The sequence below is a fragment of the Pseudorhodoferax soli genome, assembly GCF_003337555.1.
Taxonomy (GTDB): Bacteria; Pseudomonadota; Gammaproteobacteria; order Burkholderiales; family Burkholderiaceae_C; genus Pseudorhodoferax; species Pseudorhodoferax soli.
In genome coordinates, this window is record NZ_QPJK01000003.1 from 535,788 (window position 1) to 560,635 (window position 24,848).

Annotated in this window: 22 protein-coding genes; 10 read left to right on the forward strand and 12 right to left on the reverse strand. The window is 70.8% G+C overall.

From position 1 onward, the window contains the following. Positions 1 to 25: 25 nt before the first annotated feature. Entirely contained in the window at positions 26 to 1,027 is a 1,002-nt protein-coding gene (locus DES41_RS14170) for a TRAP transporter substrate-binding protein (RefSeq protein WP_342769658.1), read from the reverse strand. A gap of 93 nt (positions 1,028 to 1,120) precedes the next feature. On the opposite strand from DES41_RS14170, the gene DES41_RS14175 reads away from it, so the two are divergent. Next, a complete protein-coding gene (locus DES41_RS14175; RefSeq protein ID WP_114468277.1) occupies positions 1,121 to 2,011 on the forward strand; it encodes an SMP-30/gluconolactonase/LRE family protein in 891 nt (296 codons plus the stop codon). A 3-nt stretch (positions 2,012 to 2,014) separates the two neighbouring features. On the opposite strand, the gene DES41_RS14180 is transcribed toward DES41_RS14175, so the two are convergent. Continuing rightward, positions 2,015 to 3,448: an MFS transporter gene (locus DES41_RS14180; protein WP_114468278.1), complete on the reverse strand. Its 1,434-nt coding sequence runs from the start codon at positions 3,446 to 3,448 to the stop codon at positions 2,015 to 2,017. Between the two features lie 69 nt (positions 3,449 to 3,517). Between DES41_RS14180 and DES41_RS14185 the strand changes: the two genes are divergently transcribed. Continuing rightward, positions 3,518 to 4,192, forward strand: a complete 675-nt coding sequence (locus tag DES41_RS14185; protein ID WP_114468279.1) for a helix-turn-helix transcriptional regulator — start codon at positions 3,518 to 3,520, stop codon at positions 4,190 to 4,192. Here the strand turns inward: DES41_RS14185 and fhuE are convergent. The 7 genes from fhuE to DES41_RS14220 all read right to left on the reverse strand — a co-directional run bounded on the left by fhuE (position 4,180) and on the right by DES41_RS14220 (position 13,152). Then, positions 4,180 to 6,597: a ferric-rhodotorulic acid/ferric-coprogen receptor FhuE gene (gene fhuE / locus DES41_RS14190; RefSeq protein WP_114468280.1), complete on the reverse strand. Its 2,418-nt coding sequence runs from the start codon at positions 6,595 to 6,597 to the stop codon at positions 4,180 to 4,182. The two genes, DES41_RS14185 and fhuE, sit on opposite strands and share 13 nt — an antisense overlap. A gap of 96 nt (positions 6,598 to 6,693) precedes the next feature. Next, positions 6,694 to 7,683 carry a FecR domain-containing protein gene (locus DES41_RS14195; protein ID WP_114468281.1) on the reverse strand — a complete coding sequence of 330 codons (990 nt, stop codon included), beginning with the start codon at positions 7,681 to 7,683 and terminating at the stop codon, positions 6,694 to 6,696. Then, a complete protein-coding gene (locus DES41_RS14200; protein WP_114468431.1) occupies positions 7,683 to 8,189 on the reverse strand; it encodes a sigma-70 family RNA polymerase sigma factor in 507 nt (168 codons plus the stop codon). Before DES41_RS14200 ends, DES41_RS14195 begins: the two co-directional genes overlap by 1 nt. 191 nt (positions 8,190 to 8,380) lie before the next feature. Next, entirely contained in the window at positions 8,381 to 9,478 is a 1,098-nt protein-coding gene (locus DES41_RS14205) for a DUF1513 domain-containing protein (protein ID WP_114468282.1), read from the reverse strand. Beyond that, complete coding sequence (locus tag DES41_RS14210; protein ID WP_114468283.1) at positions 9,462 to 10,541, reverse strand: imelysin family protein; 1,080 nt, start codon at positions 10,539 to 10,541, stop codon at positions 9,462 to 9,464. The genes DES41_RS14205 and DES41_RS14210 overlap by 17 nt, the downstream gene beginning before the upstream one ends. Next, a complete protein-coding gene (locus tag DES41_RS14215) occupies positions 10,541 to 11,965 on the reverse strand; it encodes a di-heme oxidoreductase family protein (RefSeq protein ID WP_114468284.1) in 1,425 nt (474 codons plus the stop codon). Before DES41_RS14215 ends, DES41_RS14210 begins: the two co-directional genes overlap by 1 nt. Beyond that, positions 11,962 to 13,152 carry an imelysin family protein gene (locus tag DES41_RS14220; RefSeq protein ID WP_114468285.1) on the reverse strand — a complete coding sequence of 397 codons (1,191 nt, stop codon included), beginning with the start codon at positions 13,150 to 13,152 and terminating at the stop codon, positions 11,962 to 11,964. Before DES41_RS14220 ends, DES41_RS14215 begins: the two co-directional genes overlap by 4 nt. A 156-nt stretch (positions 13,153 to 13,308) precedes the next feature. Between DES41_RS14220 and DES41_RS38410 the strand changes: the two genes are divergently transcribed. Both DES41_RS38410 and DES41_RS14225 read left to right on the forward strand, forming a co-directional pair. Continuing rightward, entirely contained in the window at positions 13,309 to 13,479 is a 171-nt protein-coding gene (locus DES41_RS38410) for a hypothetical protein (protein ID WP_170168181.1), read from the forward strand. Positions 13,480 to 13,557: 78 nt separating this feature from the next. Then, the gene (locus DES41_RS14225; protein ID WP_114468286.1) at positions 13,558 to 14,454 is read left to right on the forward strand and encodes a transglutaminase family protein; all 897 of its coding nucleotides are present in this window, start codon (positions 13,558 to 13,560) and stop codon (positions 14,452 to 14,454) included. Between the two features lie 13 nt (positions 14,455 to 14,467). On the opposite strand, the gene DES41_RS14230 is transcribed toward DES41_RS14225, so the two are convergent. Then, positions 14,468 to 16,837, reverse strand: coding sequence for a YgiQ family radical SAM protein (locus tag DES41_RS14230; protein ID WP_114468287.1), 2,370 nt, complete (start codon positions 16,835 to 16,837; stop codon positions 14,468 to 14,470). Positions 16,838 to 16,983: 146 nt separating this feature from the next. Between DES41_RS14230 and DES41_RS14235 the strand changes: the two genes are divergently transcribed. From DES41_RS14235 to DES41_RS14250, 4 genes are all read left to right on the forward strand, one after another. Continuing rightward, complete coding sequence (locus DES41_RS14235) at positions 16,984 to 18,267, forward strand: HD-GYP domain-containing protein (RefSeq protein WP_114468288.1); 1,284 nt, start codon at positions 16,984 to 16,986, stop codon at positions 18,265 to 18,267. Between the two features lie 291 nt (positions 18,268 to 18,558). Next, positions 18,559 to 19,731 carry an MFS transporter gene (locus DES41_RS14240; protein ID WP_114468289.1) on the forward strand — a complete coding sequence of 391 codons (1,173 nt, stop codon included), beginning with the start codon at positions 18,559 to 18,561 and terminating at the stop codon, positions 19,729 to 19,731. 83 nt (positions 19,732 to 19,814) lie between these two features. Continuing rightward, positions 19,815 to 20,924 (forward strand): mechanosensitive ion channel family protein, encoded by a 1,110-nt coding sequence (locus DES41_RS14245; RefSeq protein WP_114468290.1) that lies wholly within the window; start codon positions 19,815 to 19,817, stop codon positions 20,922 to 20,924. A 21-nt stretch (positions 20,925 to 20,945) separates the two neighbouring features. Continuing rightward, positions 20,946 to 21,881, forward strand: a complete 936-nt coding sequence (locus DES41_RS14250) for a bifunctional helix-turn-helix transcriptional regulator/GNAT family N-acetyltransferase (protein ID WP_114468291.1) — start codon at positions 20,946 to 20,948, stop codon at positions 21,879 to 21,881. A 5-nt stretch (positions 21,882 to 21,886) separates the two neighbouring features. Here the strand turns inward: DES41_RS14250 and DES41_RS14255 are convergent, their stop codons facing one another. Continuing rightward, entirely contained in the window at positions 21,887 to 22,672 is a 786-nt protein-coding gene (locus DES41_RS14255) for a 3-hydroxybutyrate dehydrogenase (protein WP_114468292.1), read from the reverse strand. A gap of 35 nt (positions 22,673 to 22,707) precedes the next feature. Further along, positions 22,708 to 23,454 carry an acetoacetate decarboxylase gene (locus DES41_RS14260; protein WP_114468293.1) on the reverse strand — a complete coding sequence of 249 codons (747 nt, stop codon included), beginning with the start codon at positions 23,452 to 23,454 and terminating at the stop codon, positions 22,708 to 22,710. 109 nt (positions 23,455 to 23,563) lie between these two features. On the opposite strand from DES41_RS14260, the gene DES41_RS14265 reads away from it, so the two are divergent. Next, positions 23,564 to 24,154: a chromate transporter gene (locus DES41_RS14265; protein WP_114468294.1), complete on the forward strand. Its 591-nt coding sequence runs from the start codon at positions 23,564 to 23,566 to the stop codon at positions 24,152 to 24,154. Between the two features lie 109 nt (positions 24,155 to 24,263). Then, positions 24,264 to 24,848 (forward strand): chromate transporter, encoded by a 585-nt coding sequence (locus DES41_RS14270; RefSeq protein WP_114468295.1) that lies wholly within the window; start codon positions 24,264 to 24,266, stop codon positions 24,846 to 24,848.

Below are 24,848 nucleotides of genomic sequence, written 5' to 3' on the forward strand. Positions count from 1 at the left end.
ACACAGCAACAGAGTAGACGGACGCTCAGCGCGTAGTCGCCCGCGCCTTCTCCAGCTCCTCCCGGTACAGCTTGACCATCGCCGGGTCATAACTCGCCGCGAACTTCTCGGCCACCGGCGCCGTCAACTCGCGCATGCGCGTCAGCACGGCGGGCGGCACGTCGTTGACCTGCATCTTGCCCTCCAGCTCCTTGCGCGCGGCGACCGAGGTGTCGCGGCTCAGCTTGCGCTGGTAGGCGCCGGCTTCGGCAGCGGCGTCCTGCAGGATCTTCTGCTCGGTGGTGCTGAGCTTGTCCCACAAGCGCTTGCTGACCAGCACCGGGCTGGCGGTGTAGACATGGTTGGTCACGCTCAGGTACTTCTGCACCTCGTACAGCTTGGCGCTCAGCGTGATCGCGAACGGGTTCTCCTGCGCGTCCATGGCCTTGGACTCGAGCGCGCCGTACAGCTCCGGGAACGCCATGGGCACGGGGTTGGTGCCGAGCGCGGCGAAGCTCTCGACGAACATGGGGTTCGGGATCACGCGGACCTTCAGGCCCTTGAGATCGTCCACCGTCTGGATCGGCCGGCGGCTGTTGGTGAACTGGCGGAAACCGGCCTCCCAGAAACCCAGGCCGACCAGGCCCTTGTCGGGCAGCCGCTTGAGCAAAGCCTGCCCGAACGGGCCCTGCAGCAGCGCATCGACCTGCTCGCCGCGCGCGAACGAGAACGGGATGTCCAGCAGCGTGAATTCCTTGACCGTGGCCCCGGTGACGGTGGCCGACAGCACCGTCATCTCTTGCACGCCGCCCTGCGTGGCGCTGAACTGCTGCTGCTCGCCGCCCAGCGCACTGGCGGCGAATTCCTTCACCGTGATCTTGCCGCCGCTGCGGGCCGCCACGATCTCGGCGAACTTCTGCACGCCCATGGACAGGTGGTGGCCCTGCGGATTCACGTGGCCGAACTTGATCACGCGTTCCTGGATGTCCTGCGCCGTGGCCGCGGCGCAGGCGGCCAGCAGCGCGAGCGACACGATGTGCTTCTTCACGTTCAAAACGGTCTCCTCCAAAAGGTTCGGCGGCGATTCTAGGCGGCAGAATTGAACGTCTTTCAGATCAGAAAACATTTTCCAGGAGATTCCATGCAAACAACCGAAGGGCTGCGCTGCGTCGTGCCCGGCAGCGATGTGTTGGGCGAAACGCCGCTGTGGTGCGAACAGACCCAGAGCGTGCTGTGGCTGGACATCGAGGAGGCGAAGCTGCAGCGCTTCCACCCGGCCAGCGGCCGCCATGACGTCTACCAGTTCGACGAACGCCATGTCGGATCGCTCGCGCTGCTGCGCCAGCCGGGCCGCGTGCTGCTGGGCATCGACCTGGCGCTGGAGATCTTCGACCTTGGCACCGGCGCGCGCGAGAAGCTGTGCCAGGTGGAACCCGCCGGCACCGACAACCGGCTCAACGACGGGCGCTGCGACAGCCGGGGCCGCTTCTGGGTGGGCACCATGGACAACCAGCTGTCGCGCGGCAACGGCGCGCTGTACCGCGTGGACCCGGATGGCAGCGTGCACCACCAGTTCGGCGACGTGATCGTCGCCAACACGGTGGCGTTCTCGCCATTGGAAGACACGCTGTATTTTTCCGACACGCGCCGCTACACCACCTGGCGCTTCGGGCTGGACGTGGCCGCCGGCACGCTGAGGCCACGCGAGGTGTTCGTCGACTACACGGCGCAGCGCGACCGCCCGGACGGTGCCTGCACCGACAGCGAAGGCTATGTATGGAACGCCATCTTCGGCGGCGGGCGCGTGGTGCGCTACGCACCGGACGGCACGGTCGACCGGGTGCTGCAGTTGCCCGTGAGCAACCCGACCTGCGTGTGCTTCGGCGGCCCGGAGCTGCGCACGCTGTTCATCACCACGGCGCAGCGCTTTCTCACGCGCGCGCAGTTGCGCGAGCAGCCATGGGCCGGCTCGCTGCTGGCCATCGATGTCGATGTCGCCGGGCTGCCCGAGCGGCGCTTCGGGCGCGACTGAAGCTCAGGCCCGGCTCGCGCGCCGCGCCAGCCACGCGGCCAGCGCCGGCGCCAGGGCAAAGCTCGCGAACAGCCAGACCGCGGCCGATTGCGCACCCGCCACGCCTCCCGGTACCGTGAGCCCCGCGGCATTGGCGACCAGGCCGGCCACCGCCGCGCCGATGGCCATGCCGTACAACTGCACGGTGGTGATGGCGGCCGAAGCCAGGCCGCCCTCGCCGGGGGGGGCCAGGCGCAGCACGCGCGTGAGCAAATGTGGCCAGCCCACCCCCACGCCTGCCCCCACGCTGGCCAGCGCGAGGCCGCACAGCAGCATGTGCGCGCCTGCGGCAAGGCCTTCGCCCAGCGCGATCAGCACGGCCAGGGCGACCAGGCCGAGCGCGCACAGCACGGGGCCGGCGCGCAGCAAGCGCGCCGCGCCGACGCCGGCGCGGCCCGAGGACAGCAGCGAGCCCGCGCTCCAGCCGGCCGCCATCGCCGCCGTCAGGTAGCCGGCCGCCAGCGGCTCGTAGCCGTTCAGGGTCTGCAGGAAGTACGGCACGTAGATCTCGGTCGTGGTGCCGACCAGCAGCAGCGCCACGCAGCCGTAGACCGCACCCAGTGGCGATGCCAGCGCCGTCGCTCCATGCGGCAACAGGCGCACGGTCGCGCGCCGGTCCAGCGCGATGGCCGCGGCGCCCAGTGCCAACCCCAGCAGCACACCTGCGCCCTGCCAGGCCAGCTTCGGCGAAAGGCTGGCAGCCGCGACCGCGAGCACCGAGGCCGCCAGCAGCGCGATCTGGCGCACCGGAATGGCCGGGCTGGCTTCCTGGGACGCCGCTGGGCGCAACTGCACCGCGACCAGCAGCGCCTGCAGAGCCGAGACGGGCAACAAGGTCCAGAACGCCCAGCGCCAATGCCCGGCCTGCGCGAACAGCCCGCCCACGGCCGGCCCGCACAGCGTGGCCACGCCCCACATGCCCGAGACCAGCGCCACGGCACGCGGCCACAGTGGCGGCGCGAACACCACGCGGATCAGCGCGTAGCTCAGCGCGGCCAGCATGCCGCCGCCCAGGCCCTGCACGCTGCGCCCGGCCAGCATCCAGGGCATGGACATGGCGCTGGCACACGCGGCCGAGCCGAGCGCGAACACACCCAATGCCGCGAGGCAGGCGCCGCGCGGCCCCAATGCGGCGAGCAGCCGCACCGACACCGCAGCGCCCACGATGGACGCCACGACGAACAGCGTGGTGTTCCAGGCGTACCAGGCCAGTCCGCCGATGTCCTGCACGACCGAGGGCAACACGGTGGTGACGATGTGCACGTTGATGGCGTGCAGCGCCACGCCGCCGGTCAACGCGACGGCGAGCAGGCCATTGCGCCCGCGCAGCAGATCGCCCCAGGACGCGGTGGCGGGCGGCGGAACAGGCGACGAAACGGGAGATGCAACAGCAGACATGGGGGTTCTCGACAGCGCGGCAGGCACGCCTTAATATCCAAGTAGTTGTTTGGATATTAGCGGAACCCCATGACTTCTCCTAGCAATGACTTGGATAACCCGGCGACCAGCTCGGCCGGCGAGCGCATGCTGTTCCAGGTCAAGACCCGCGGCCCGGTGTCGACGGCGCAGCTCGCCCAGGCCCTGGACATGACGCCCGAAGCCGCGCGCCAGCAGGTGCACAAGCTGCTGGCGGCCGGTCTCATCGCGGGCCAGCAGGAGGCTGCCGCGGGCGTCGGCCGGCCGCGCCAGAACTGGGTGCTGACCGAGGCCGGCCACCGCCGGTTTCCGGACACGCATGCGCAGCTCAGCGTGCAGCTGATCGGCTCGATCCGCCAGCTGTTCGGCGAAGACGGGCTGGACCGCCTGATCGCGCAGCGCGAGGACGAGGCGCGCGCGGCCTACCGCCGCGCCTGCACCGGCAAGACGCTGGGCCAGCGGCTGCAGCAGCTGGCCGCAGTGCGCAGCGACGAGGGCTACATGGCACGCGTGGAGCGCGACGGCGGAGCCTGGCTGCTGGCCGAGGACCACTGCCCCATCAGCGCCGCAGCCCGCAGCTGCCAGGGCTTTTGCCGTTCCGAGCTGCAGCTGTTCCAGGAGGTCGCAGGCCCCGGCGCGACGGTCGCACGCGAGCAGCACCTGCTGGCCGGCGCCGCGCGCTGCGTGTACCGCATCACGCCGGTGGGTCCGCGTCAGAACTTGTAGTTGAGCGTGGCCAGCGCGGTGCGCGGCGTGCCGAACTGGCCCTGTCCATCGATGTTGACGTAGTATTTCTTGTCGGTCACGTTGTTCAGGTTGACCTGCAGCGACAGCTGCGGGCTGAACGCATAGCGGGCCATCAGCTGCACCAGGGCCAGGGACTGCTGCACGTAGGCCACGTCGGCGGTGCCCGTCGAAAACGCCGCCGACGTGCGCGATTGCCAGTTCAGCCCGCCGCCCACGGTGAGCTGGCTCCAGGCGCCCTGCAGCCGGTAGGCGCTGAACAGCTGGGCCTGCGTGCGCGGCGCCCAGGTGTTGATGGCAACGCCCTGCGCGTCGTCCGCGATGGTGTGCGAGATGCCGGCCGAGAGCATCCAGCCGCTGGCGATCTCGCCGGTCAGCTGCGCCTCGAATCCCTTGCTGGTGACGCCCTTCGCGCCGACGTAGGCGAAGTCCGTGGAGCCCGGCACCACGTTCTGGCCGTCCTGCTGCGCCACGTTGTCCTGCGCGATGCGGAACACCGCCAGCGAACTGTGCAGGCGGCCATTCAGGTGCTCGCCCTTGAGGCCGAGCTCGTAGCTCTTGCCGGTCACCGGGTCCAGCGTGGCCCCCGTGCGGTCGCGGTAGTTCTGCGGCTGGAAGATGTCGGTGTAGCTGGCGTAGGCCGAGAGGCTGTCGCTCAGCGTGAAGACCAGGCCGGCATAGGGTGTGAACACCTCGTGGTCGCGCGGATCCTCCAGCCCTTTCAGCTGCCAGCGGCTCTGGCGGCCGCCGACGATGAGCTTGAGCGGCTCGGCCAGCGACAGCCGCAGCGCGCCGTACAGGCCGTCCTGCCGCGTGCGGTTCGCCGTGTGGATGGCCAGCGGCCCCCAGGTCGGCTCGGCGTAGCTGCCGTCCCATTGGTTGAAGTCGCCCGTGTCCTGCAGCGCGCTGGTGCGGCCGTGCCCGCCCTGCACCTCGCGGGCGCGGCTGCTGCTGAACCCGAGCACCGCTTCGTGCCGGCGCCCGAGCAGCGCGAAGGGGCCGGTGGCCTGCAGGTCGGCGCTGTTCTGCTGGAAGTCGTACTCGGAGTAGTTGGGCAGCGCCGCCATGCCCGTTCCCGTGGTGCGGTCGGGCTGGCGGTACAGGTACAGCAGCTTGGCGTCGTAGTCGCTCTGGCGGTGCGACAGGTTGCCCTTGAGCGCCCAGTCGCTGTCGAAGCGGTGCGCCAGGCTGGCGAACACGGTGCGGTTGCTGCTGTTCCAGCGCGTCCAGCGGGCGGCCGTGGTCTTGGAGGTGTCCCAGTCGGTCGGCGAGCCATCGCTGTACACCAGCGGCAGCCCGCCCCAGGTCGAGCCGGTGGGCCGGTTGGACTGGTAGTCCGCCCCCACGCTGAGCCGGGTGGATGGCGTGAGGTCGGCATCGACCACGCCGTAGAGCACCTGCTTGCGCGTGTGGTACAGGTCGACATGCGAATCGCGCTCTTCGGCCATGGCCGCGAACCGGCCGCGGATGCGGCCATCGGCGGTCAGCGGCGTGCTCAGGTCGACGGTCGCGCGGTGCTGGTTCCAGGAGCCGATGCCGACCGAGGCCGCGCCCGTGAACACCTTGCTGTCGGCGTGCTTGCGCACGAGGTTGATCGATGCCGAGGGATTGCCCGCACCGGTCAGCAGCCCCGTGGCGCCGCGCACCACCTCGACCCGGTCGTAGATGGTGGTGTCGTTGCCCGAGTCGCCGTAGAAGGACAGGCCGAGCGAGGTCGGCACGCCGTCGTACTGGAGGTTGTCGATGTAGAAGCCGCGCGCGTAGAAGTCGGAGCGGTCGCTGTCCGAACTGGCGACATAGATGCCGGTGACGCTGCGCATGGCCTGGTCCAGCGACACCAGGGCCTGGTCCTCGATCTGCTGGCGCGTGAGCACGCTGACCGATTGCGGCGTGTCGCGCAGCGACAGCGCCAAACCGGTGGCGGCCGCGGTGGCGCGCGTGGTGTAGGTGCCCGTGTCTTCGGTGGTGCCGCTGCGGTCGGCGTCGGCGCTGACCGTGACCGTAGGCAGCACGTCCGCCGCAGGCCTGGCCGACGCGGGCGCGGCCGCTGCGCGCTGGCGCAGCGCGTAGCTGCCGTCGCTGCGCGGCACGGCTTCCAGCCCGCTGCCGGCCAGCAGCGCGGCCATGGCCTCGCGGCCGGTGTGGCGGCCCTTCACGGGCGGGCTGCTGCGGCCCTCGGTCAGCACCGGATCGAAGGACAGCGCCACGCCGGCTTCGACCGCGAAGGCAGACAGCGTGCGGCCCAGCGGGCCGGCGGGAATGTCGTAGCTGCGCGCGGGAATGGCGTCCAGCGCCACCGGGTCGGCGGCGAAGGCCGGCGTGGCGGCGGCCAGTGCGAGCACCAGCAGGCTGCGCCGGAAGGCGGCGCGGGGGAAACGTGCGGACATGGGAGAGACGGGCCTTTCGGATGGACAAGCAGAAGTGCGTTCACCCCTGTTGCCAGCCGAAACCGAAAAAGGTATCAGCGCCGCGCGAAATTCTTTTCAGCCATCGCTGCGCGGCACCAGCGTGACCCAATGCCCGCGCAGCCGCATCACGGCATCGACCCGGTAGGTGGAGACCAGCATGCCCAGCGCGCGGTCCGTGTCGGTGGCGGGGAACGCGCCCGAGACGCGCAGCTCGGCCACGGCCGGATCGCAGCGCAGCACACCGGGCCGGTAGCGCGCCAGTTCGGCCACCACATCCGCCAGGCGCATGCCGTCGGCCAGCAGCATGCCGCGGGTCCAGGCCGTGCCGGCCGCGTCGAGGGCGACCGGCACGTCGACCTGCTGCGCGCCGAAACGCGTCTGCCGGCCTGCGTCCAGCACCACGGCCTCGCCGCCCTGCGCCGGCACGATGCGCACCGCGCCCTCCAGCACGGCGATGCGCGTGCGGCCATCGTCCTGGCGCACCGTGAAGCGCGTGCCGAGGGCCTGGGCCACGCCCTCGCGCGTGGCCACGCGCAGTGGGCGCGGCGTGGCCGCGGGGTCGGGCGCGGTCTCCACCAGCATCTCGCCGGCGCGCAGCCACAGCAGCCGCTGTGCCGCGTCGAAACGCAGGTCGAGCGCGCTGGCGGTGTTCAGCGTCACGCGCGTGCCATCGGGCAAGCGCAGCGCGCGTTGCTCGCCGTTCGCGGTGCGGTGCTCGGCCAGCCAGCCCTGCGCGTCGGTGGCGCGCCAGCCGAGCCACAGGGAAGGCCCGAGTGCCAGCAGCGCCGCGGTCTTGGCGAGGGTGGCGCGGCGTGTTGCGCGCACGGGCCGGCCGAGTGCCGGCAGCGCCAGGCCGGGCGGCAGCCCGCCCAGCTTGTGCACCAGCGCCTCGGCGCGGGCCCAGGCACGGGCGTGGGCCGGGTCGCTCTGGCGCCAGCGTTCGCAGGCACGGCGGTCGTCGTCAGTGGCGGCGCTGTCGTGCAGGCGCACCAGCCAGGCGGCTGCGGCGTCGAGCACGTGCGGGTCCAGCGCCTGCGCCGCAGTGTGGAAGGCGACGGGCTGCATCAGTCGGTCATCAAGGCCAGGCAGCCGCGGAAGCCCTGCTGCATGTAGCGCTTGACCGTGACCAGCGACACGCCCAATTCACGCGCGATGTCTTCGTACTTCAGGCCGTCGATCTGCGACAGCAGGAAGGCGCGGCGGGCCTGCGGCTTGAGCGCGTCCAGCATGGCGTCGACCTCGTGCAGCGTCTGCAGGATCAGCAGCCGCTGCTCGGGCGATGGCGACAGCGCCTCGGGCATGGCGGCCAGGGCTTGCAGGTAGGCACGTTCCAGCGCCTGGCGCTGGCACCAGTTGGCCAGCAGGTTCTGGGCGATGCGCGTCAGGTAGGCGCGCGGCTGGGCGATGGTGGGCGGGTGCTGCCCGGCCAGCATGCGCACGAAGGTGTCGTGCGCCAGGTCGGCGGCGTCGAAGGTGTTGCCCAGCTTCTTGCGCAGCCACGATTGCAGCCAGCCGTGGTGGTCGGCGTAGAGCGCGTGGATTGGGCTGTGCGGAGCAGGCTCGGCGGGCATGGGCAGCGGTGGAGCGAAGGGCATCGAACGGCCTGGGCCTGGCCATATAAACGAGAACCGTTCGCATTGTAGACCGCGCCCCTGCCCTGTCCAACCACTTTCCGCGGCCGCTCAGCCGCGCTGCTGCACCCAGCGCCGCTGGAAGCGCTGCGCGCCGGTGCTGCTGCAGCCGGGAAGCCGTCCAGGGCTTGTCAGCCCAGCCGCAACCAATGGTTGTCCAGCCGCAGCGCCGGCACGGGCCGGGAGGCGACGGCACCCGCCTCCGACACCAAGGCCGCGTCGCGCCCGCCGGCCCACAGCCGGCCTGGCTCGCCCGCCAGCGCGCAGGCCTCGGCCAGCGGCGTGAAGCCCTGCCAGCGGCCGTCCGCGCCATAGCGCGCAAAGCCGTCCACCTTGGGCGTGCTGACGGCGAAGGCGCCATTGGCCCAGGCGATGTCGCCGCCGTAGCCGCCCAGCGGCTGGGGCGCTGGTACAGCGCGCAACGACTGGCCATCGAACAGGGCCAGCAGCGGCGCGGCGCGCTTGGCGGCCGGGTCGCTGTGCTCGGCCTGCAGCGCGATGCCGAGCAGGCGGCCGCCCTGGCCACCCCAGGCGATGTGGCGCAGGCTCAGCCGCGGATCGGGCAGGCGCCACTGGCCGCGCACGGCACCATCGCCTGTGTCCAGCCGGACCAGCGACGCGTCCATGCGCTCCAGGCCGATCTTCAGGCGCCCGGTCTCGGGCAGTGTGGGGATGCCGCCGTTGGCCACGATCAGGCTGCCATCGGCATCGAGCAGCAGCTCGTGCGGGTCCATGCCGCGGGTCGGCCACTCCGCCAGTTTTTCGAGCGTGGTGGCGTCGCGCACGCCGATGAGGCCGGCGCCTGTCTCCAGGTCGGTCTCGGTGGTGTACAGGCGCTGGCCGTCGCGGCTGGCGATCACATGGCCGTTGAAGGCGCGGTCGGGCTCGATCCAGGCGGTCTGCGGCTCGTCTTCGCCGGGCTTCCAGCGCAGCAGCCAGTCGCCGGGGCGGCGCGCCACGGCCAGCACCGTGCCGCCGGCTTCGACCAGCAGGCCGTGGGCGCGCGTGGGCACGTCGAGCGCGCGGGCCACGACCAACGCGTCCGCCTGGGCGGCCAGCAGGCCGATCTGGTAGCGCGCGGCTTCGGCGGTGTCGCGCGGCGCGCACTGCCAGGCGGCGAGCAGGCGCGCAGCGGGTGGAAGGGCAGACCAGGCAGGGCCGGCCAGCGCGGCGGCGCCCAGGGCCAGCCAGTGCCGGCGTGAGAGCACGGACTCAATCGCCATCGGCATCGGAGAACCCAATCCGGATGTTCAGTGCCGGTGCCAGTTCGGCCTCGGCGAGTTGCTTCAGCCCGGCCACGGCCTTGGACGCCGCCTGCACGCTGGCCGGCGCGTCGGGCCGCGCGGCGGCCACGGCCGCGTCGACCTTGCGCACCGTGGCGGCCCAGCGGTCGGCCAGCGGGTTGAGGCCGCGGCCGCGCATGTAGGTCTCCAGCGCCACGAGGTCCTGGCCCGGTTGCGCGACGCTGTCGTCGGGCGCCACGGCCAGCGTGCGCAGGCCCTGCCATTGCGCGGCCCAGGCTTCGCGCGACAGGCCGCTGGCCGCGCGCGGGTACGCCGGTGGCTTGCCCTTGGGCGCGCTCTTGAGCGGCTTGTCCATGAACGGCCAGCGCAGGCGCTCGACGCCGCCGACCCATTGGTTCACGAGCTCGGCCATGGCGACGGCGGCGGCCTCGTCGGCATCCTCGTCGTCGGGGCCGGGCTGGGCGCTGGCCAGCGCGGTGAACGCCTGGGCCAAGGCCTGGCCCTCAGCAAGCACGTTCTCGGCCAGCAGCTGGGCATAGCGGCAGGCCGGCGTGCCCGGCGCTGGAGGCTGCGTCCAGAGCAGCCATTCGAGCGCGGGCAAGCCCTTGGCCGGCGTGCCGATGCGCTCCAGCGCGGCGGCGTCGAGCGGCGCAGCGGCGATGGCGCGGCGGATCAGCTCGGGCCGCGTGGGCGCGAAATCGATCTGGCGCAGCGTGCGCCGTTGCAGCAGCGGGCCGACCGAGACCGACGACAGCCGGCCGAGCGCGAGTGCGGCCTCGCCCCAGGCATTGCGCGCCGCAGCCAGCGCGGCGCTGTCGCCGGCGGGTGCCGCGCACTGGGCCGACAGCGCCGCCACCAGCGCCTGCGCGCACTGCACGAATTCCTGCGCGCGCGGCGCGTACCAGCGGCGCCAGGCGCCCTGCATGAAATCCGGCGGGGCGTAGAACGGCAGCGCCACGTTGCCCGGCACATGCTGGGCTGCGGCAGGCAGCGCCAGCGCCGCCAGGCCGCTCAGGACGAGGCGCCTGCGCGCCACATTGCAATGCATCACAGCGACTCCACGAACTTGGCCAGCGCCGTGCGCTCTTCGGCCGTGAATTTGAGCACCGCATCGCGGCTGGCCTGGGCCTCGCCACCATGCCAGAGCACGGCCTCGAGCACGCCATTGGCGCGGCCGTCGTGCAGCAGCCGGGTGTGGCCGTTGACGTCCTTGATGAGGCCGATGCCCCACAGCGGCGGCGTGCGCCACTGGCGGCCATTGGCCAGGAAGTCGGGCCGGCCGTCGGCCAGGCCCTCGCCCATGTCGTGCAGCAGCAGGTCGGTGTAGGGATGGATGGTCTGGCCCGACAGCGCCTTGCTGGTCAGCCGCGGGAACGGGCCCTCGGCCGTGGTGTAGCTGGGCCGGTGGCAGACCGCGCACTGCGCTTGCGCGAACAGCTGCTGGCCGCGCAGCACCTGCGCGTCGCCGGCGTTGCGGCGTGCGGGCGGTGCCAGCGTGGCGGTGTAGAAGACCACCTCGTCGAAAGTCTTGTCGTCCACCTCGGGCTGCTTGCCCTGGGCACCGCGCGGGGCCGCCAGGCAGTCCTTTTGCGCCGGCATGCAGGTTTCGTCCGGGAACAGGCTGGACGTGATGCCCATGTCGCCGTGGAAGGCGCCGGCCGTCTGGTGCGCCACGGTGGCCACGTTGGCCTTCCAGCCGAAGCGGCCCAGCATCGTCTTTTGCGAGGGCTGGTCCCAGACCTCGTTGGCCTGGCCGCGGATGGGGCCGCCGGCCGCCGCCTGGGCGCGCGCATTGCCACGGATCTCGTCTTCGGGGATGGCTTCGAGCAGGCCCATGCCGATCACCTGCGGCGCCAGCCGCGGGCTGACCATCACGTCCTTGGCCATGGGGCCGTAGTGGAGGCCCTTGAAGCCGTAGAGGGGTTTTTGCAGCGTGTAGCGCGTGCCATCGGCGAAGCGGCCGTGCTGGGGCTCGTAGCGGATCGTGATGCTGCCCTCGGGCTGGACGCCGTTCACCGCGAAGTTGGAGAACTGGTCGCCGTAGACCGGGTCCGGCAAGGGGCCGCCCGCCTTGTCCCGGCCCGGCACCGACAGGCGCAGCAGCAGGCCCACGGGCTGGTCCGACAGGCCCTTCGTGAAGTCGGGCGGCTGGCCGCGGCCGTCCTGCGTGTGGCAGCCGCCGCAGGAGCGCGCGATGAAGTGCGGGCCCAGCCCGTCGCGCGCCTTGGTCGAGGCCGGTGCCTGCACCCAGTTGCGCTTGAAGAAGGAATTGCCGATCACGAAGCGCGTGCGCTCCGGATCGCTGAGGTTGGCAGCGGGAAACGAGAAGGCGTTCTGGCCGGTGGCGTAGACGGTGGTCGCGCCGCCGACGGCGACGTCGTCGCCGGGCGCGGGGTCGCTGGCGGCCCAGGCCAGGCCCAGCGAGGCCAGGGTGATGCCGGCCGCTGCGCCTGCAAAGCGAAGCGGGGTCAAGGTTGCACCAGGGTCAGTTTGGTGATGCCCAGCGCGCTGGCGGCGTCCACGATGTCCTTGGACTGCTGCGTCAGGCTGTCGATGGTCGCCTGGATCTTGGCGCGGCCCGGGTTGCCGACCTTGATGGCCTGGTCGAACGGCGCGGGGATGGCCTCGGCCGCGGCCACGGAGGTCGCGATCTGCTTGGTGGTGCGCTCCGCAACGGCGGCGTCGCGCGCGGCCACCAGGTCGCGCAGGCCGGGGCCCTGCAACTGGCTGCCGTCGCGGCGCTTGAACTGGCCGAGCCAGACGTTCTGGATGCCCGTGGCGTTGGCCACGGCGTCGCGGTTGGTGTTGTCGGAGAAACAGGAGTGCTCGTCCTCCTGGTCCTGGCTGGCGAGCGCCACCTCGAGCCGCTCGCCGGCCAGTTCGCCGCGCGACAGCGAGCCCAGGCCCACGAGCATCTTGCGCACCGACTCCATGCCGCCACGCTCGAAGCGCGCGCGGTAGTTCCTGGCCTGGTTCGGCGCCCAGGCGCGGGCCACGGACCCCAGGTCGTCGACCAGCAGATCGGTCACCACGCGCAGGTACTGGCGGCGGCGGTCGGCGTTGGGCTTGCCGCCATCGACGAAGTCGGAGAACGGGCGTGCGCCCGGGCCGGTTTCCGACAGGTCCTGGCCCCAGAGCAGGAATTCGATCGCGTGCCAGCCGGTGGCGATGTTTTCTTCGCCGTCGCGCTCGTTGAGCGAGGACAACTGCTTCTTGCCGATCTGCACCTTGCGGTTGTTGATGATGCCGGCGTCGGGCGCGTCGACCACGTAGTCGACATACGACTCGTCCATGGGCCAGGCGTTGATGCGGCCTTCGGGGCCATCGTCGCTGTCGATCGGGCCGCCGTAGAAGCGGAATGCCTCGGTCTGGCCGTAGAACTCGCGCGCCTGGAGCCAGGCCTTGCGCGCGGCGTCCAGGCCCTCCTGCGAGGGCTTGCCGAGGAAGGCGTGGATGGCGGCCTGCAGTGCCTGTGCGCCGGCCAATGCGTCGTCGTAAGCAGCGCTCACGAGCACGGCGTGGTGGCGCACGGCCGGCCCCACGTCGGCAGCGACGGTCTTGCTGGCGGCGGCCGGCTTGGCGGCAGGGCTCTGGGCCCAAGCCGGTGCGCAGGCCGCGGCGGAGGCGGCAAGAATCCAGGCAATGGTGGTGTGCTTCACGTCGGTGCTTTTCGGAGTTGCAGGCAAGCTGCGATTCTAGATGCGACTGATTATCAAATTGGCGAGGCTGACGGCCGCCTGACCAGCCCGCAGGACGGCCAGCCTGGCCGATGTGCGATCATCCCGGGTTTGTCAACGTCCGATCTGGAGAACACCATGGGCAACAAACTCGTTACCGAAGCCGACCGCCGCGCCACCCCCGCACCCACGCCCGCAGGCGGCCTGAGCGCCCGCCGTGCCGGCAACGGCCAGCGCGTGAGCCTGGAGCGCGGTGTCGCCACGCGCAGCAAGAAGAACCCGGGCAAGCGCCCGCACAAAGGCGGCTGATCGGCAGTTGACCGCCCCTCAAGCGGCCCGTGCAACGCGGGCCGCCTGCGTGCCACCACCTCGTTGAGGCATCCCGCCATGGCCACGCAATACGACATCCACCACACCACCACCTACCGCTACCGCTCGCCGGTCCGCTTCGGCCTGCACCGCGTGATGTTCCGTCCGCGCGACAGCCACGACCTGCGTGTGCTGGCGACCGACCTGCAGGTCAGCCCCGCCTCCACCGTGCGCCTGATCCAGGACCCGCACTCCAACTCCGTGGCGCTGGTGCAGCCCGGCGATGAGGCGACCGAGCTGACCATCGTCTGCGCGTTCACGGTCGAGCATGTGCCCTCCCCTGGCGATCTGCTGGCCCTGGCACCGGCGGCCGAGTTCCTGCCGTTCGCCTATTCGCTGCAGGACCGGCTGGACCTGGAGCACTACCTGCGTCCGCACCACGAAGACCCCGACGGCGCGCTACTGCGCTGGGCCCACCAGTTCCTGCAAAGCGACGCGCCGGTCAGCACGCGCGAGACGCTCCAGCGCATGAACGCGCACATCCACACCGAGTTCAGCTACCAGTCGCGCGACGAGGAAGGCACGCAGACGCCGCTGCAGACCCTGGCCGCGCAAGGCGGCAGCTGCCGCGACTACGCGCTGCTCATGATGGAGGCCGTGCGCCGCCTGGGCATCGCCACGCGCTTCGTCTCCGGCTACCTGTACGACCCGGCGCTGGACGCCGCGGGCCAGCAGGCCGGCGACAGCATGGTGGGCGCCGGCGCCACGCACGCCTGGCTGCAGGCCTACCTGCCCGGCGCCGGTTGGGTGGCCTTCGACCCGACCAACGACCTCATGGGCAGCGGCCACCTGCTGCGCGTGGGCGTGGCGCGCGACCCAGCCCTGGCCACGCCGATCAGCGGCAGCTGGTTCGGCGAGCCCGACGCCTACGAAGGCATGGACGTGGCCGTGAAGGTCACCCGCCGCCAGGGCTGACGGGGCAGGAAACTCAGCGCGGCTTGCCGGGCTTGCCGGACGCGCGTGACGCGGTGCCAGCGCGGGGTGGCAGGCCGGTGTGCTGCGTCAGCAGCCGGCCCTTGACCACCTTGTCCGACACGGTCTTGCCTGCCACCGCCTTGGCCTGCGGCGCCGGCGTGGAATTCTTGCGCCGCGCGCTCTGGTAGCCGCAGTCGTTCAGCGGTTGCCAGGTCGGGATCAGGTGGTGCTTGCCGTTGCCGATCAGGTCGGCCCGGCCCATGGCCTTGAGCGCATCGCGCAGCAGCGGCCAGTTGTTGGGATCGTGGTAGCGCAGGAAGGCCTTGTGCAGCCGGCGGCGCTTCTCGCCGCGCACGATGTCCACGCCCTCGTGCTCGCCCAGGCCGGCGCGGGTGATCTTGCGCAGCGGGTTCCGGTTGCTGTGGTACATCGCCGTGGCCGTGGCCATGGGGCTCGGGTAGAAGGTCTGCACCTGGTCGGCGCGAAAGCCGTTCTTCTTCAGCCAGATGGCCAGGTTCATCATGTCCGAATCGCTGGTGCCCGGGTGCGCAGCGATGAAGTACGGGATCAGGTACTGCTTCTTGCCTGCTTCTTCCGAGTACTTCTCGAACATCTGCTTGAACTTGTCGTAGCTGCCGATGCCCGGCTTCATCATCTTCGACAAGGGGCCCTGTTCGGTGTGCTCGGGCGCAATCTTCAAATACCCGCCCACGTGGTGCTGCACCAGCTCCTTGACGTACTCGGGCGACTGCACCGCCAGGTCGTAGCGCAGGCCCGAGCCGATCAGGATCTTCTTGATGCCCTTGAGCGCGCGCGCCCGGCGGTAGATCTTGATGAGCGGGTCGTGGTTGGTGGTGAGGTTGGAGCAGATGCCCGGGTAGACGCAGCTGGGCTTGCGGCAGGCGGCCTCGATCTCGGGGCTCTTGCAGCCCAGCCGGTACATGTTGGCCGTGGGGCCGCCCAGGTCGGAGATGGTGCCGGTGAAGCCGCTCACGCTGTCGCGGATGGCCTCGACCTCCTTGATGATCGATTCCTCCGAGCGGCTCTGGATGATGCGGCCCTCGTGCTCGGTGATCGAGCAGAAGGTGCAGCCGCCGAAGCAGCCGCGCATGATGTTCACGCTGAAGCGGATCATCTCCCACGCCGGGATCTTGGTCGCGCCATCGTGGCTGCCCTGCTCGTCCGCGTAACGCGGGTGCGGGCTGCGCGCATACGGCAGGTCGAACACGTGGTCCATCTCGGCCGTGGTCAACGGGATCGGCGGCGGGTTGATCCACACATCGCGCGCCGTGTGGCCCTCGCCGTGCGCCTGCACCAGCGCCCGCGCGTTGCCGGGGTTGGTCTCCAGGTGCAGCACGCGGTTGGCATGGGCGTAGAGGATGGGGTCCGACTTCACCTGCTCGTAGCTCGGCAGGCGGATCACGCTCCTGTCGCGCGGCGGAACCTTGAGCTTGACGCTGGGATTGGCGACGAACTGGATGGTCTGGATCGGCGGGTTGACCGGCGCACCGGCGTTGGCCTGGTCGGCCACGGCCTGGGCCTCGTCTTCCTTGGCGCAGGTGGCGCCGTTGGCCTTGGCCTGCTCGGACACCATCAGGTAGGGGTTCACGTGCGCGTCCACGCGGCCTGGCAGGTCCACGCTGGTCGAATCGATCTCGAACCAGCCCTGGGCTGACTCGTCGCCATGGCGGCGCACGAAAGCGGTGCCCCGCACATCGGTGATCTCGGCCACGGGCTGGCGCGCGGCCAGCCGGTGCGCCACCTCGACGATGGCGCGCTCGGCGTTGCCGTACAGCAGCAGGTCGCACTTGGCGTCCACCACGATGGAGCGGCGCACCTTGTCGCTCCAGTAGTCGTAGTGGGCGATGCGGCGCAGGCTGCCCTCGATGCCGCCCAGCACGATGGGCACCTCGGGAAAGGCCTCGCGGCAGCGCTGCGAGTAGACGATGGCCGCGCGGTCGGGCCGCGCACCGCCCACGTCGCCCGGGGTGTAGGCGTCGTCGCTGCGGATCTTGCGGTCCGCCGTGTAGCGGTTGATCATGGAATCCATGTTCCCGGCCGTCACGCCCCAGAACAGGTTCGGCTTCCCGAGTGCGCGGAACGGCTCGGCGCTGGTCCAGTCGGGCTGGGCGATGATGCCCACGCGAAAGCCCTGCGCTTCCAGCATGCGGCCGATCACGGCCATGCCGAAGCTGGGGTGGTCGACATAGGCGTCGCCCGTCACCAGCACGATATCGCAGCTGTCCCAGCCCAGGGCCGCCATCTCCTCGCGCGAGGTCGGCAGGAATTTCGCCGTGCCGAAGCGGGCCGCCCAGTACTTGCGGTAGCTGGTCAGCGGCTTGGCGGCGCGCGCGAAAAAGGAAACGTCGACGGGGGCGTTCATCAGGTGGGGGTTGTCCTCGGAGCGGGACGGCAGGCGGGGGAAGGCGCGATTTTAGGCGGGAGCGCCATCTTCCTGCCCGCGTAAGGGCACAAAAGGTCGGGCTGTGCTACAAGTCTTGGTTGCGATCTGACACAAATCTCTCACCAATGTCGTCAAACTTCCAGGAAGCCGTCCAGCAACTCGTGGACGACCGGCCACCGACGGCTGTCAACGCCATCTACAGTTCGCAGGGCATCAAGCTGATCGAGCGCGGTGCCAAGGTGGACCCCCGCCTGTACGAGCGCCTGATGCGCCACCAGCTGTCTGCCCCGCTCGAAGATGCCCTGCAAGCCCAGGACAGCATCAACGGCAAGGCCCTGCGCGGCGCGGCCGAGGACCTGATCGAGCGCCGGCCCGTGCTGGCCGCGCTGCTGCAGCACGGGGGCCACCAGGCCCAGTTGCTCGATGCGCTGGAAGCCATTCCGTTGCCTGCGCCCGTGGCGTTCCAGCTCAGCGTGGCACGCGACGTGCACCCTCCCCTGTTCCAGTACGCCTTGTGCACGGCCTTGCTCGCCGGCTGGCTGGTGCTGCGGCCCGGCATGGTGCGCTACGACACCATCATGCCGATGGCGGCCGGGCTGCTGCAGGACCTGGGCATGATGCACATCGACCACGTGCTGCTGCAGCCCAAGGGGGAACTCACGCCCGAGCAGCGGCGCCAGCTGTATTCGCACCCGCTGATTTCCGCGCTGCTGCTGGAGCGCCACCATGAATACCCGCGCGAGCTGATCCGCGCGGTGCGCGAGCACCACGAGCTGCTCGACGGCTCCGGCTATCCCGCCCATCTGGCGGGCGACCGGATCAGCCCCTGGGGCCGCGTGGTGTCCCTGGCCCAGGTCATGTCGGCCCTGCTGCGGCCGGGGCGGGCCTTGTCGGCGCTGCGCCTGTCGCTGTTGCTGCGCACCAACCGCCACCAGTTCGACCCTGCGCTGGGCGACCGTGTGCTCAACGCGCTGCGCGACATGGGCGGCAAGAACGCGCTGGTCTCGGTCACCGGCATGGCGGCGCTGGAGCAAGCGGGCTCGCCCGTCAGCCAGCTCATCGCCTTCGACCGGTTGCTGGCCGCCTGGCCGGCCACGCTGGGCCGCGACGCGTCCGCCACGCCGGCGCGCGTGCAAGGCATGGCCGCGATCGGCCAGCAATGCGAGCAGATGCGCCGGCTGCTGGCCGATGTTGGCGCCAGCGGCGACCAGCTGCTGATGCTGGGCGGCGACCAGGATGCCGACCTCATGGGCGAGCTCTCGCTGATCGCCCAGGAAATGGCATGGCAGCTCCGCACGCTGGCGCGCAACGCCAGCCGCCGCTGGGCGCCGGCGCCGGGCGAGGAACTGCCGGCCGCGCTCGCCGCCTGGGGCGCCGACGTGGACACCTGCCTGGCTGGCCTGGCCTGAGAAGCTGTGCACGAATCGCTCACGACCACGCGAGGCCCGACGACTGCCGGCGCCCATCGCCTTCGTCGCGCCCTGGGCCTCGCCCTTCGGGCCGGGGCACGCCAGGCCACATGCGGGCGTTGCAGTCCTTGCCCGGGCACGAGCCCGGGCGGCGGCCTGCGCCTGCGCCTGCGGCCCGGCGCACCCCGTCGCGGCCGCGACCGATTCATCCACAGCTTCTGAGCCGGCCGGCACAGCCCCGGCCCGGCGGCCGTGGGAAACTGCGCGGCTTTCCCGCGCGCTGCCGCCTCGATGAACTCCCCCGCTACCCCTCCCTCGCTGGCGCGCCAGCTGCTGCCGCTCATGGCGGTGATGGTGCTGGTGCACCTGGCCTTCACGGGGGGGCGCGTGGCGCTGTCGCTGTACGCCATCGCGCTGCACGCGCCCACCGTGGTCGTCGGCCTGCAGGTCAGCCTGCTGTCGGTGCTGCCCATGCTGCTGTCGGTGCGGCTGGGCCGCTGGATCGACCGCGTCGGCATGCAGCGCCCGGCGCGCATCGCCACCGCCATCTCGGCCGTGGGCGTGGCGCTGCCGGCGCTGTGGCCCTCGGTGCCGGTGCTGTGCCTGGCCAGCATGCTGCTGGGCAGCGGCTTCATGCTGCTGCACATGACGGTCTACAACGAGGTCGGCCACAGCACCACCGACGAAACCCGCGTGCGCGCCTTCACGCTGCTGGCGTTGGCCTTCTCGACCTCCACGGTGATGGGCCCGGTGATCGCCGGCATCGCCATCGACGGCATCGGGCACCGCTGGACCTTCGCGCTGCTGGTGCTGTTCCCATTGCTGGCGCTGGCCGTGCTCGTGGCGCTGCGCATCCGGGTGGCGCCGCGCAACGCCCCCGGGGGCGTGGCCGGCGCGGGCCAGGTCATGGACCTGCTCCGCAACCCGCGCATGCGCGCGGTGTTCATCGTCAGCGGCCTGTTGTCGATGGGCTGGGACATGTTCACCTTCATGGTGCCCGTGCAGGGCGCGCGCATCGGGCTGTCGGCCTCCACCATCGGGCTGATCATGGGCTGCTTCGGCGTGGCCACCTTCGTCGTGCGCCTGGCCATGCCGGTGCTGCAGCGCCACCTCAACGAATGGCAGACGCTGACCATCTCGCTGGGGGTGACGGCCGCCGTCTACCTGCTGTTCCCGCTGACGACCGCGGTGCCGCTGCTGCTGGCGCTGGCCTTCGTCAACGGCCTGAGCCTGGGCTCCACCCAGCCCATGGTCATGAGCCTGGTGCACCAGGTGGCGCCGCCGGGCCGCTCCGGCGAGGCACTGGGCGTGCGTGCCACCATCATGAACGCCAGCCAGGTGTTCCTGCCGATCCTGTTCGGCGGCCTGGGCTCGGCCGCCGGCATGGGCCCGGCGTTCTGGACGCTGGCGGCCATCCTCTCGGGCGGCACGGCCTACGCGCGGCGGGTCTCGCGCGACGCATGACGCAGCGGCTGCGCCCGCCTCCTACAGGCCGCACGCGACAAGGCTGATCGCCCCTGACCCCGCCGTGCGGATATAAACCGCCGATGCTGCTTTCCGATTGGTTCCACACCACCCTGGTGCTCGGCGTGCCCATGTCCCAGTGGGCTCTTGCCGCCGCCGCCGCCCTCGCCGCCTACTTCTTCATGCGCACCGCCCTGCGGTTCGCCCGCGGGCGCATCCGCCAGACCGCCGAGGCCGACCCGACCGCGCGCGGCCTGGGCCAGGTGCGGCCCACGCTGGCGCAGATGCTGGACGCCACCAATGGCCTGCTGCTTACCGTCGCCTCGGTGCTGGTGGGCCTGTCGCTGCTCGACCTGCCGGCGCGCTGGTCCGACCGCATCGCCCAGCTCTGGTACGTGACCGTGGCACTGCAGCTGGCGCTGTGGGGCGCGCGGCTCATCGACGTGCTGATGCAGCGCCAGTTGCGGCGCCATGCCGCGCCCGGCAGTTCGCCGCAGGCCACGGTGTCCAGCACGCTCATCGGCTGGGGGCTGAACACCGCGCTGTGGGCGGTGGTGGCGCTGGCAGTGCTGTCCAACCTGGGCTTCAACATCACGGCCTTCGTGGCCAGCCTGGGCATCGGGGGCATCGCCATCGCGCTGGCGGCGCAGAACATCCTGGGCGACCTGTTCGCCTCCATCGCCATCGCGCTGGACAAGCCCTTCGAGGTGGGCGATGCCATCAACAACGGCACCGTCAACGGCACGGTCGAGCACGTGGGCATGAAGACCACGCGCCTGCGCAGCCCCAGCGGCGAACAGATCGTGGTCTCCAACACCGAGCTGCTCAAGGGCTCGCTGCGCAACTTCAAGCGCATGAGCACGCGGCGCATCGAGTTCACGGTGGGCGTGAGCTACGACACCACGCCCGAGCAGGCCGCCGAGATCCCGGCCGTGATCCGCCGCGTGGTCGAGGCCCAGCCCGAACTGGTGTTCGACCGCGCGCACTTCGCGCGCCTGGGCGAGAGCTCGCTGGACTACGTGGTGGTCTACATCATGCAGACGGCCGACTACGGCAAGTACATGAACAACCAGCAGGCCATCAACATCGGCCTGATGCGGGAGTTCGCCGCCATGGGGGTGGAGTTCGCGTTCCCCACGCGCACCGTCGTGCTGTCCGGCCTGCCGGAGCAGTTGGCTGACGCAGTCAAGTAGTTTTGCTAGACTTCGTCAACCATGGACGAAGTTATCACCGAACAGGTCGAGGCCCTGCGCGCCTTCAACCGCAGCTACACGCGCAGCATCGGCCTGCTGGAGCCCTACCTGGACAGCACGCTGTCGCTGACCGAGGTGCGGGTGCTGTACGAGCTGGCCCACCGCGCGCAGAGTGCCGCCAGCGAGATCGCCCGCGAACTCGGGCTGGACGGAGGTTACCTGAGCCGCATCCTCAAGCGCTTCGAGGCCCGCGGCTGGCTGGAGCGCAGCAGCTCCGCCCTCGACGGTCGCCAGCAGCTGCTGCGCCTGACCGCGGCCGGCCAGGCGGAGTTCGCGCCGCTGCAGCAGAAGTCGCGCGATGCGGCCCGGGATCTGTTGGCCGGGCTGCCAACCGGCAGCCGCGCCGAACTCGTCGATGCCATGGCCAAGATGCAGCACCTGATGGCCCCGCCAGGGACGAGCGCGGCGCCGCGCCCGCGCACTGCCGTGCTGCGCGAGCCGCGGCCCGGAGACATGGGCTGGGTGATCCAGCAGCATGGCGAGATCTACGCCCGCGAATACGGCTGGGACGCCCGGTTCGAGGCCCTGGTGGCCGACATCGCAGCGCGCTTCGTGCGCAACTTCCAGCCCGGCTGGGAACGCTGCTGGATCGCCGAACTCGACGGCCAGCGCGTGGGCTCGGTCTTCATCGCGCGCAAGAGCGCCACCGTGGCCCAGCTGCGCATGCTGATCCTGGCGCCGGCCGCGCGCGGCATGGGCCTGGGCGCACGGCTCACCGACGAGTGCCTGGCCTTCGCGCGCGCCAAGGGCTACCGCAAGATGGTGCTGTGGACCAACAGCTGCCTCACGGCCGCGCGCGGCATCTACGCGGCGCGCGGCTTCGTGCTGCGCAAGACCGAGCCCTACGAGGACTTCGGCCAATCGCTGGTCGGCGAGACCTGGGAGCTCAGGCTCTAGCCGGCCTACTGCATGAACCAGCCGTGGCTGACCACCAGCGACTGGCCGGTCAGCGCGTTGCTCGGGAACCCGGCGAACAGCAGCGCCACCTGGGCCACGTCGTCGGTGGTGGTGAACTCGCCGTCCACCGTCTCCTTGAGCATCACGTTCTTGATGACCTCGGCCTCGCTGATGCCCAGCGTCTTCGCCTGCTCGGGGATCTGCTTCTCGACCAGCGGCGTGCGCACGAAACCCGGGCAGATCACGTTGGCACGCACGCCATGCGCCGCGCCCTCCTTGGCCACCGTCTTGCACAGGCCGATCAGGCCGTGCTTGGCCGTCACGTAGGGCGCCTTGAGCAGCGAGGCCTCCTTGGAGTGCACCGATCCCATGTAGATCACGCTGCCGCCGCGGCCCTGCGCGTACATCTGCTTGAGGCATGCACGCGTGGTGAGGAAGGCGCCGTCCAGGTGGATCGCCAGCATCTTCTTCCAGTCGGCGAAGCTGAACTCCTCGACCGGATGGACGATCTGGATGCCTGCGTTGCTGACCAGGATGTCGATGCCGCCGAAGGCCTTGGCGGCCTGCGCAACCGATGCCTCGACCTGGGCTTCGTCGGTCACGTCGACGGCCACGCCCAGGGCCTTGGCGCCGCCGGCGCGCAGTTCGGCGGCCGTGCTTTCGGCTGCCGCCGGGTTCAGGTCGGCGATGACCACGGCCGCGCCCTCGCGGGCGAAGAGCGTGGCGATCTCCTTGCCGATGCCGCTGGCCGAACCCGTGATGTAGGCGACCTTGTTCTGGAGTTGTTGCATGGTGTTGTCCTTCAGGTGTGAGACGTTGGGGGAATTCAGGCCAGGTAGTCGTGCTCGACCGTGCCGAGCGCCAACGTCATGTCGGCGATGTAGTGCACGGCCGACTCGACCTTGCGCACCGGCAGGTCGGCCACCGGCGCGAGCGCATGCGGATGCAGTTCGAGCGCGGCCGGCCCCGACCAGGCGCCCTGCAGCTGGATGTCGGTCATGTAGTAGCGCACCAACTCGCAGATGCGCGGTGAGCCGTCCACATGCGGGATCACCTTGAGCAGGAAGTTGGGCTGCGCCAGCGCCGCGAGGATCGGCCCCGGCTCCAGCGTGCGGTGCTTGAAGCCCATGGTGGCCGTGGCCACGCGCACTCGGCCGTAGTCCAGCGTGCCGACGACGGTGTCGGTCTCGTAGTCCAGCGTGGGCGTGGCCAGCTTCTTCGGAAAGCCCCACAGCTCGCGGCCGCCGGCGATCGGCGGGTGGTCGTTGAGGTACATCGCGTGCACGTAGGCGCCCTGCTCCACGCCCCTGGCCGTGCGCAGCTGCACCGGGATCACCTGGCCCGATTCGGTGTAGTCGCCGAAGCCCGTGGAATCGGGCATGCGGATGAACTCGTACTTGACCAGCGGCTCCACCACCTCGAGCGGCTCGGGCACCACGGCGCGCAGCGCGTCCATGTCGGTGCGGTAGGTGATGACCACGAACTCGCGGCGCACGAAGCGGTAGGGGCCGCACGGGAATGCGGGGCTGGTGGCCGGCATGGCGAATGCGCGGCGCACGTCTTCGGTCTTCATGGGGTGCTTTCTGTGGAGGGGATGCGCCCCACTCTGCGCCGCGAGACTTAGACGAAACTGAACACGCGGCCGGCCGTTCGCGGCGCTGCGCGACGGGATAATTCGCGCCATGCCCGCCCCCTCCCCCGCGCCCGAACCGCCAGGCGCCCTCGCGCAACCGCGCTCCAAGACCGACCTCTTCCTGTCCTTCACCTGGCTCGCACTGCAGGGCTTCGGCGGCGTGCTGGCGGTCGTGCAGCGCGAGCTGGTCGAGAAGAAGCGCTGGATGACGCGCGACGAGTTCGTCGAGGAATGGGCCGTGGCGCAGATCATGCCGGGCCCCAATGTGGTCAACCTGTCGCTGATGATCGGCGCGCGCTACTTCGGCCTGCCCGGTGCGCTGGCCGCGTTGTCCGGCATGCTGCTCGCGCCGCTGGTGGTGGTGCTCCTGCTCGCACTGGCCTACACGCGCTTCGCGGACGACCCGCACATGGCCGGCGCATTGCGCGGCATGGGCGCGGTGGCCGCCGGGCTGATCGTGGCCACCGGCATCAAGCTGATCCCGGCCCTGGGCGGCAACGTGCTCGGGCGCGGACTGTGCGCCGCGCTGGGCGTGCTGTGCTTTGCCGGCATTGCGCTGCTGCGCTGGCCGCTGGTCTACATGCTGTTCGGCCTGGGCGCGGTGGGCTGCGTGCTGGCCTGGCGCAGGGTGGCGCCATGAGCGCACACGGCGAGGGGCCCCGCAGCGCGGGGATCGACGTCAGCGCGTATGGTGCCGGCCACCGACCACCGCGCGCTGTGGACAAGCGCGACAGCCAGGAGGTGGCGCCATGACGCAGAACATCCAGCTGTCGCTGGGCGCAGCCGACTGGCTGTCACTGTTCCTGCACTTCGCCACGCTGTCGCTGCTGTCGGTCGGCGGCGCCATCACCACGGCGCCCGACATGCACCGCTTCCTGGTCGACCGCCATGGCTGGCTGACCGATCCGCAGTTCAGCGCCTCCATCGCCATCGCCCAGGCCGCCCCGGGGCCCAACGTGTTGTTCGTCGCACTGATGGGCTGGAACGTGGGCCTGAACGCAGGCGGCTACGCCACGGCCGCACTGGGCCTCGTGGTCACCATGGTCGGGGTGCTGCTGCCCAGCTCCACGCTGACCTACCTCAGCGCGCAATGGGGCCACCGCAACCGGCACCGGCGCAGCGTGCGCGCCTTCAAGGCCGGCATGGCGCCCATCGTGGTGGCGCTGCTGGTGGCCACCGGCTGGGTGCTGGCCGGCGCCCAGGGCGCGGCCGCGCAGAACTGGCGACTGTGGCTGCTGACGGCCGTGGTGGCCGTGGTCGTCTGGCGCACGCGGCTGCACCTGCTGTGGCTGCTGGGTGCCGGCGCGCTGCTCGGCGCATTCGGCTGGGTGTGA

Coding starts and splice junctions, on each gene's coding strand:
- DES41_RS14175 (WP_114468277.1), top strand. CDS start 1,121: ATGCAAACAACCGAAGGGCTGCGCTGCGTCGTGCCCGGCAGCGATGTG.
- DES41_RS14180 (WP_114468278.1), bottom strand. CDS start 3,448: ATGTCTGCTGTTGCATCTCCCGTTTCGTCGCCTGTTCCGCCGCCCGCC.
- DES41_RS14185 (WP_114468279.1), top strand. CDS start 3,518: ATGACTTCTCCTAGCAATGACTTGGATAACCCGGCGACCAGCTCGGCC.
- fhuE (WP_114468280.1), bottom strand. CDS start 6,597: ATGTCCGCACGTTTCCCCCGCGCCGCCTTCCGGCGCAGCCTGCTGGTG.
- DES41_RS14195 (WP_114468281.1), bottom strand. CDS start 7,683: ATGCAGCCCGTCGCCTTCCACACTGCGGCGCAGGCGCTGGACCCGCAC.
- DES41_RS14200 (WP_114468431.1), bottom strand. CDS start 8,189: ATGCCCGCCGAGCCTGCTCCGCACAGCCCAATCCACGCGCTCTACGCC.
- DES41_RS14205 (WP_114468282.1), bottom strand. CDS start 9,478: ATGCCGATGGCGATTGAGTCCGTGCTCTCACGCCGGCACTGGCTGGCC.
- DES41_RS14210 (WP_114468283.1), bottom strand. CDS start 10,541: ATGCATTGCAATGTGGCGCGCAGGCGCCTCGTCCTGAGCGGCCTGGCG.
- DES41_RS38410 (WP_170168181.1), top strand. CDS start 13,309: ATGGGCAACAAACTCGTTACCGAAGCCGACCGCCGCGCCACCCCCGCA.
- DES41_RS14225 (WP_114468286.1), top strand. CDS start 13,558: ATGGCCACGCAATACGACATCCACCACACCACCACCTACCGCTACCGC.
- DES41_RS14230 (WP_114468287.1), bottom strand. CDS start 16,837: ATGAACGCCCCCGTCGACGTTTCCTTTTTCGCGCGCGCCGCCAAGCCG.
- DES41_RS14235 (WP_114468288.1), top strand. CDS start 16,984: ATGTCGTCAAACTTCCAGGAAGCCGTCCAGCAACTCGTGGACGACCGG.
- DES41_RS14240 (WP_114468289.1), top strand. CDS start 18,559: ATGAACTCCCCCGCTACCCCTCCCTCGCTGGCGCGCCAGCTGCTGCCG.
- DES41_RS14245 (WP_114468290.1), top strand. CDS start 19,815: ATGCTGCTTTCCGATTGGTTCCACACCACCCTGGTGCTCGGCGTGCCC.
- DES41_RS14250 (WP_114468291.1), top strand. CDS start 20,946: ATGGACGAAGTTATCACCGAACAGGTCGAGGCCCTGCGCGCCTTCAAC.
- DES41_RS14255 (WP_114468292.1), bottom strand. CDS start 22,672: ATGCAACAACTCCAGAACAAGGTCGCCTACATCACGGGTTCGGCCAGC.
- DES41_RS14260 (WP_114468293.1), bottom strand. CDS start 23,454: ATGAAGACCGAAGACGTGCGCCGCGCATTCGCCATGCCGGCCACCAGC.
- DES41_RS14265 (WP_114468294.1), top strand. CDS start 23,564: ATGCCCGCCCCCTCCCCCGCGCCCGAACCGCCAGGCGCCCTCGCGCAA.
- DES41_RS14270 (WP_114468295.1), top strand. CDS start 24,264: ATGACGCAGAACATCCAGCTGTCGCTGGGCGCAGCCGACTGGCTGTCA.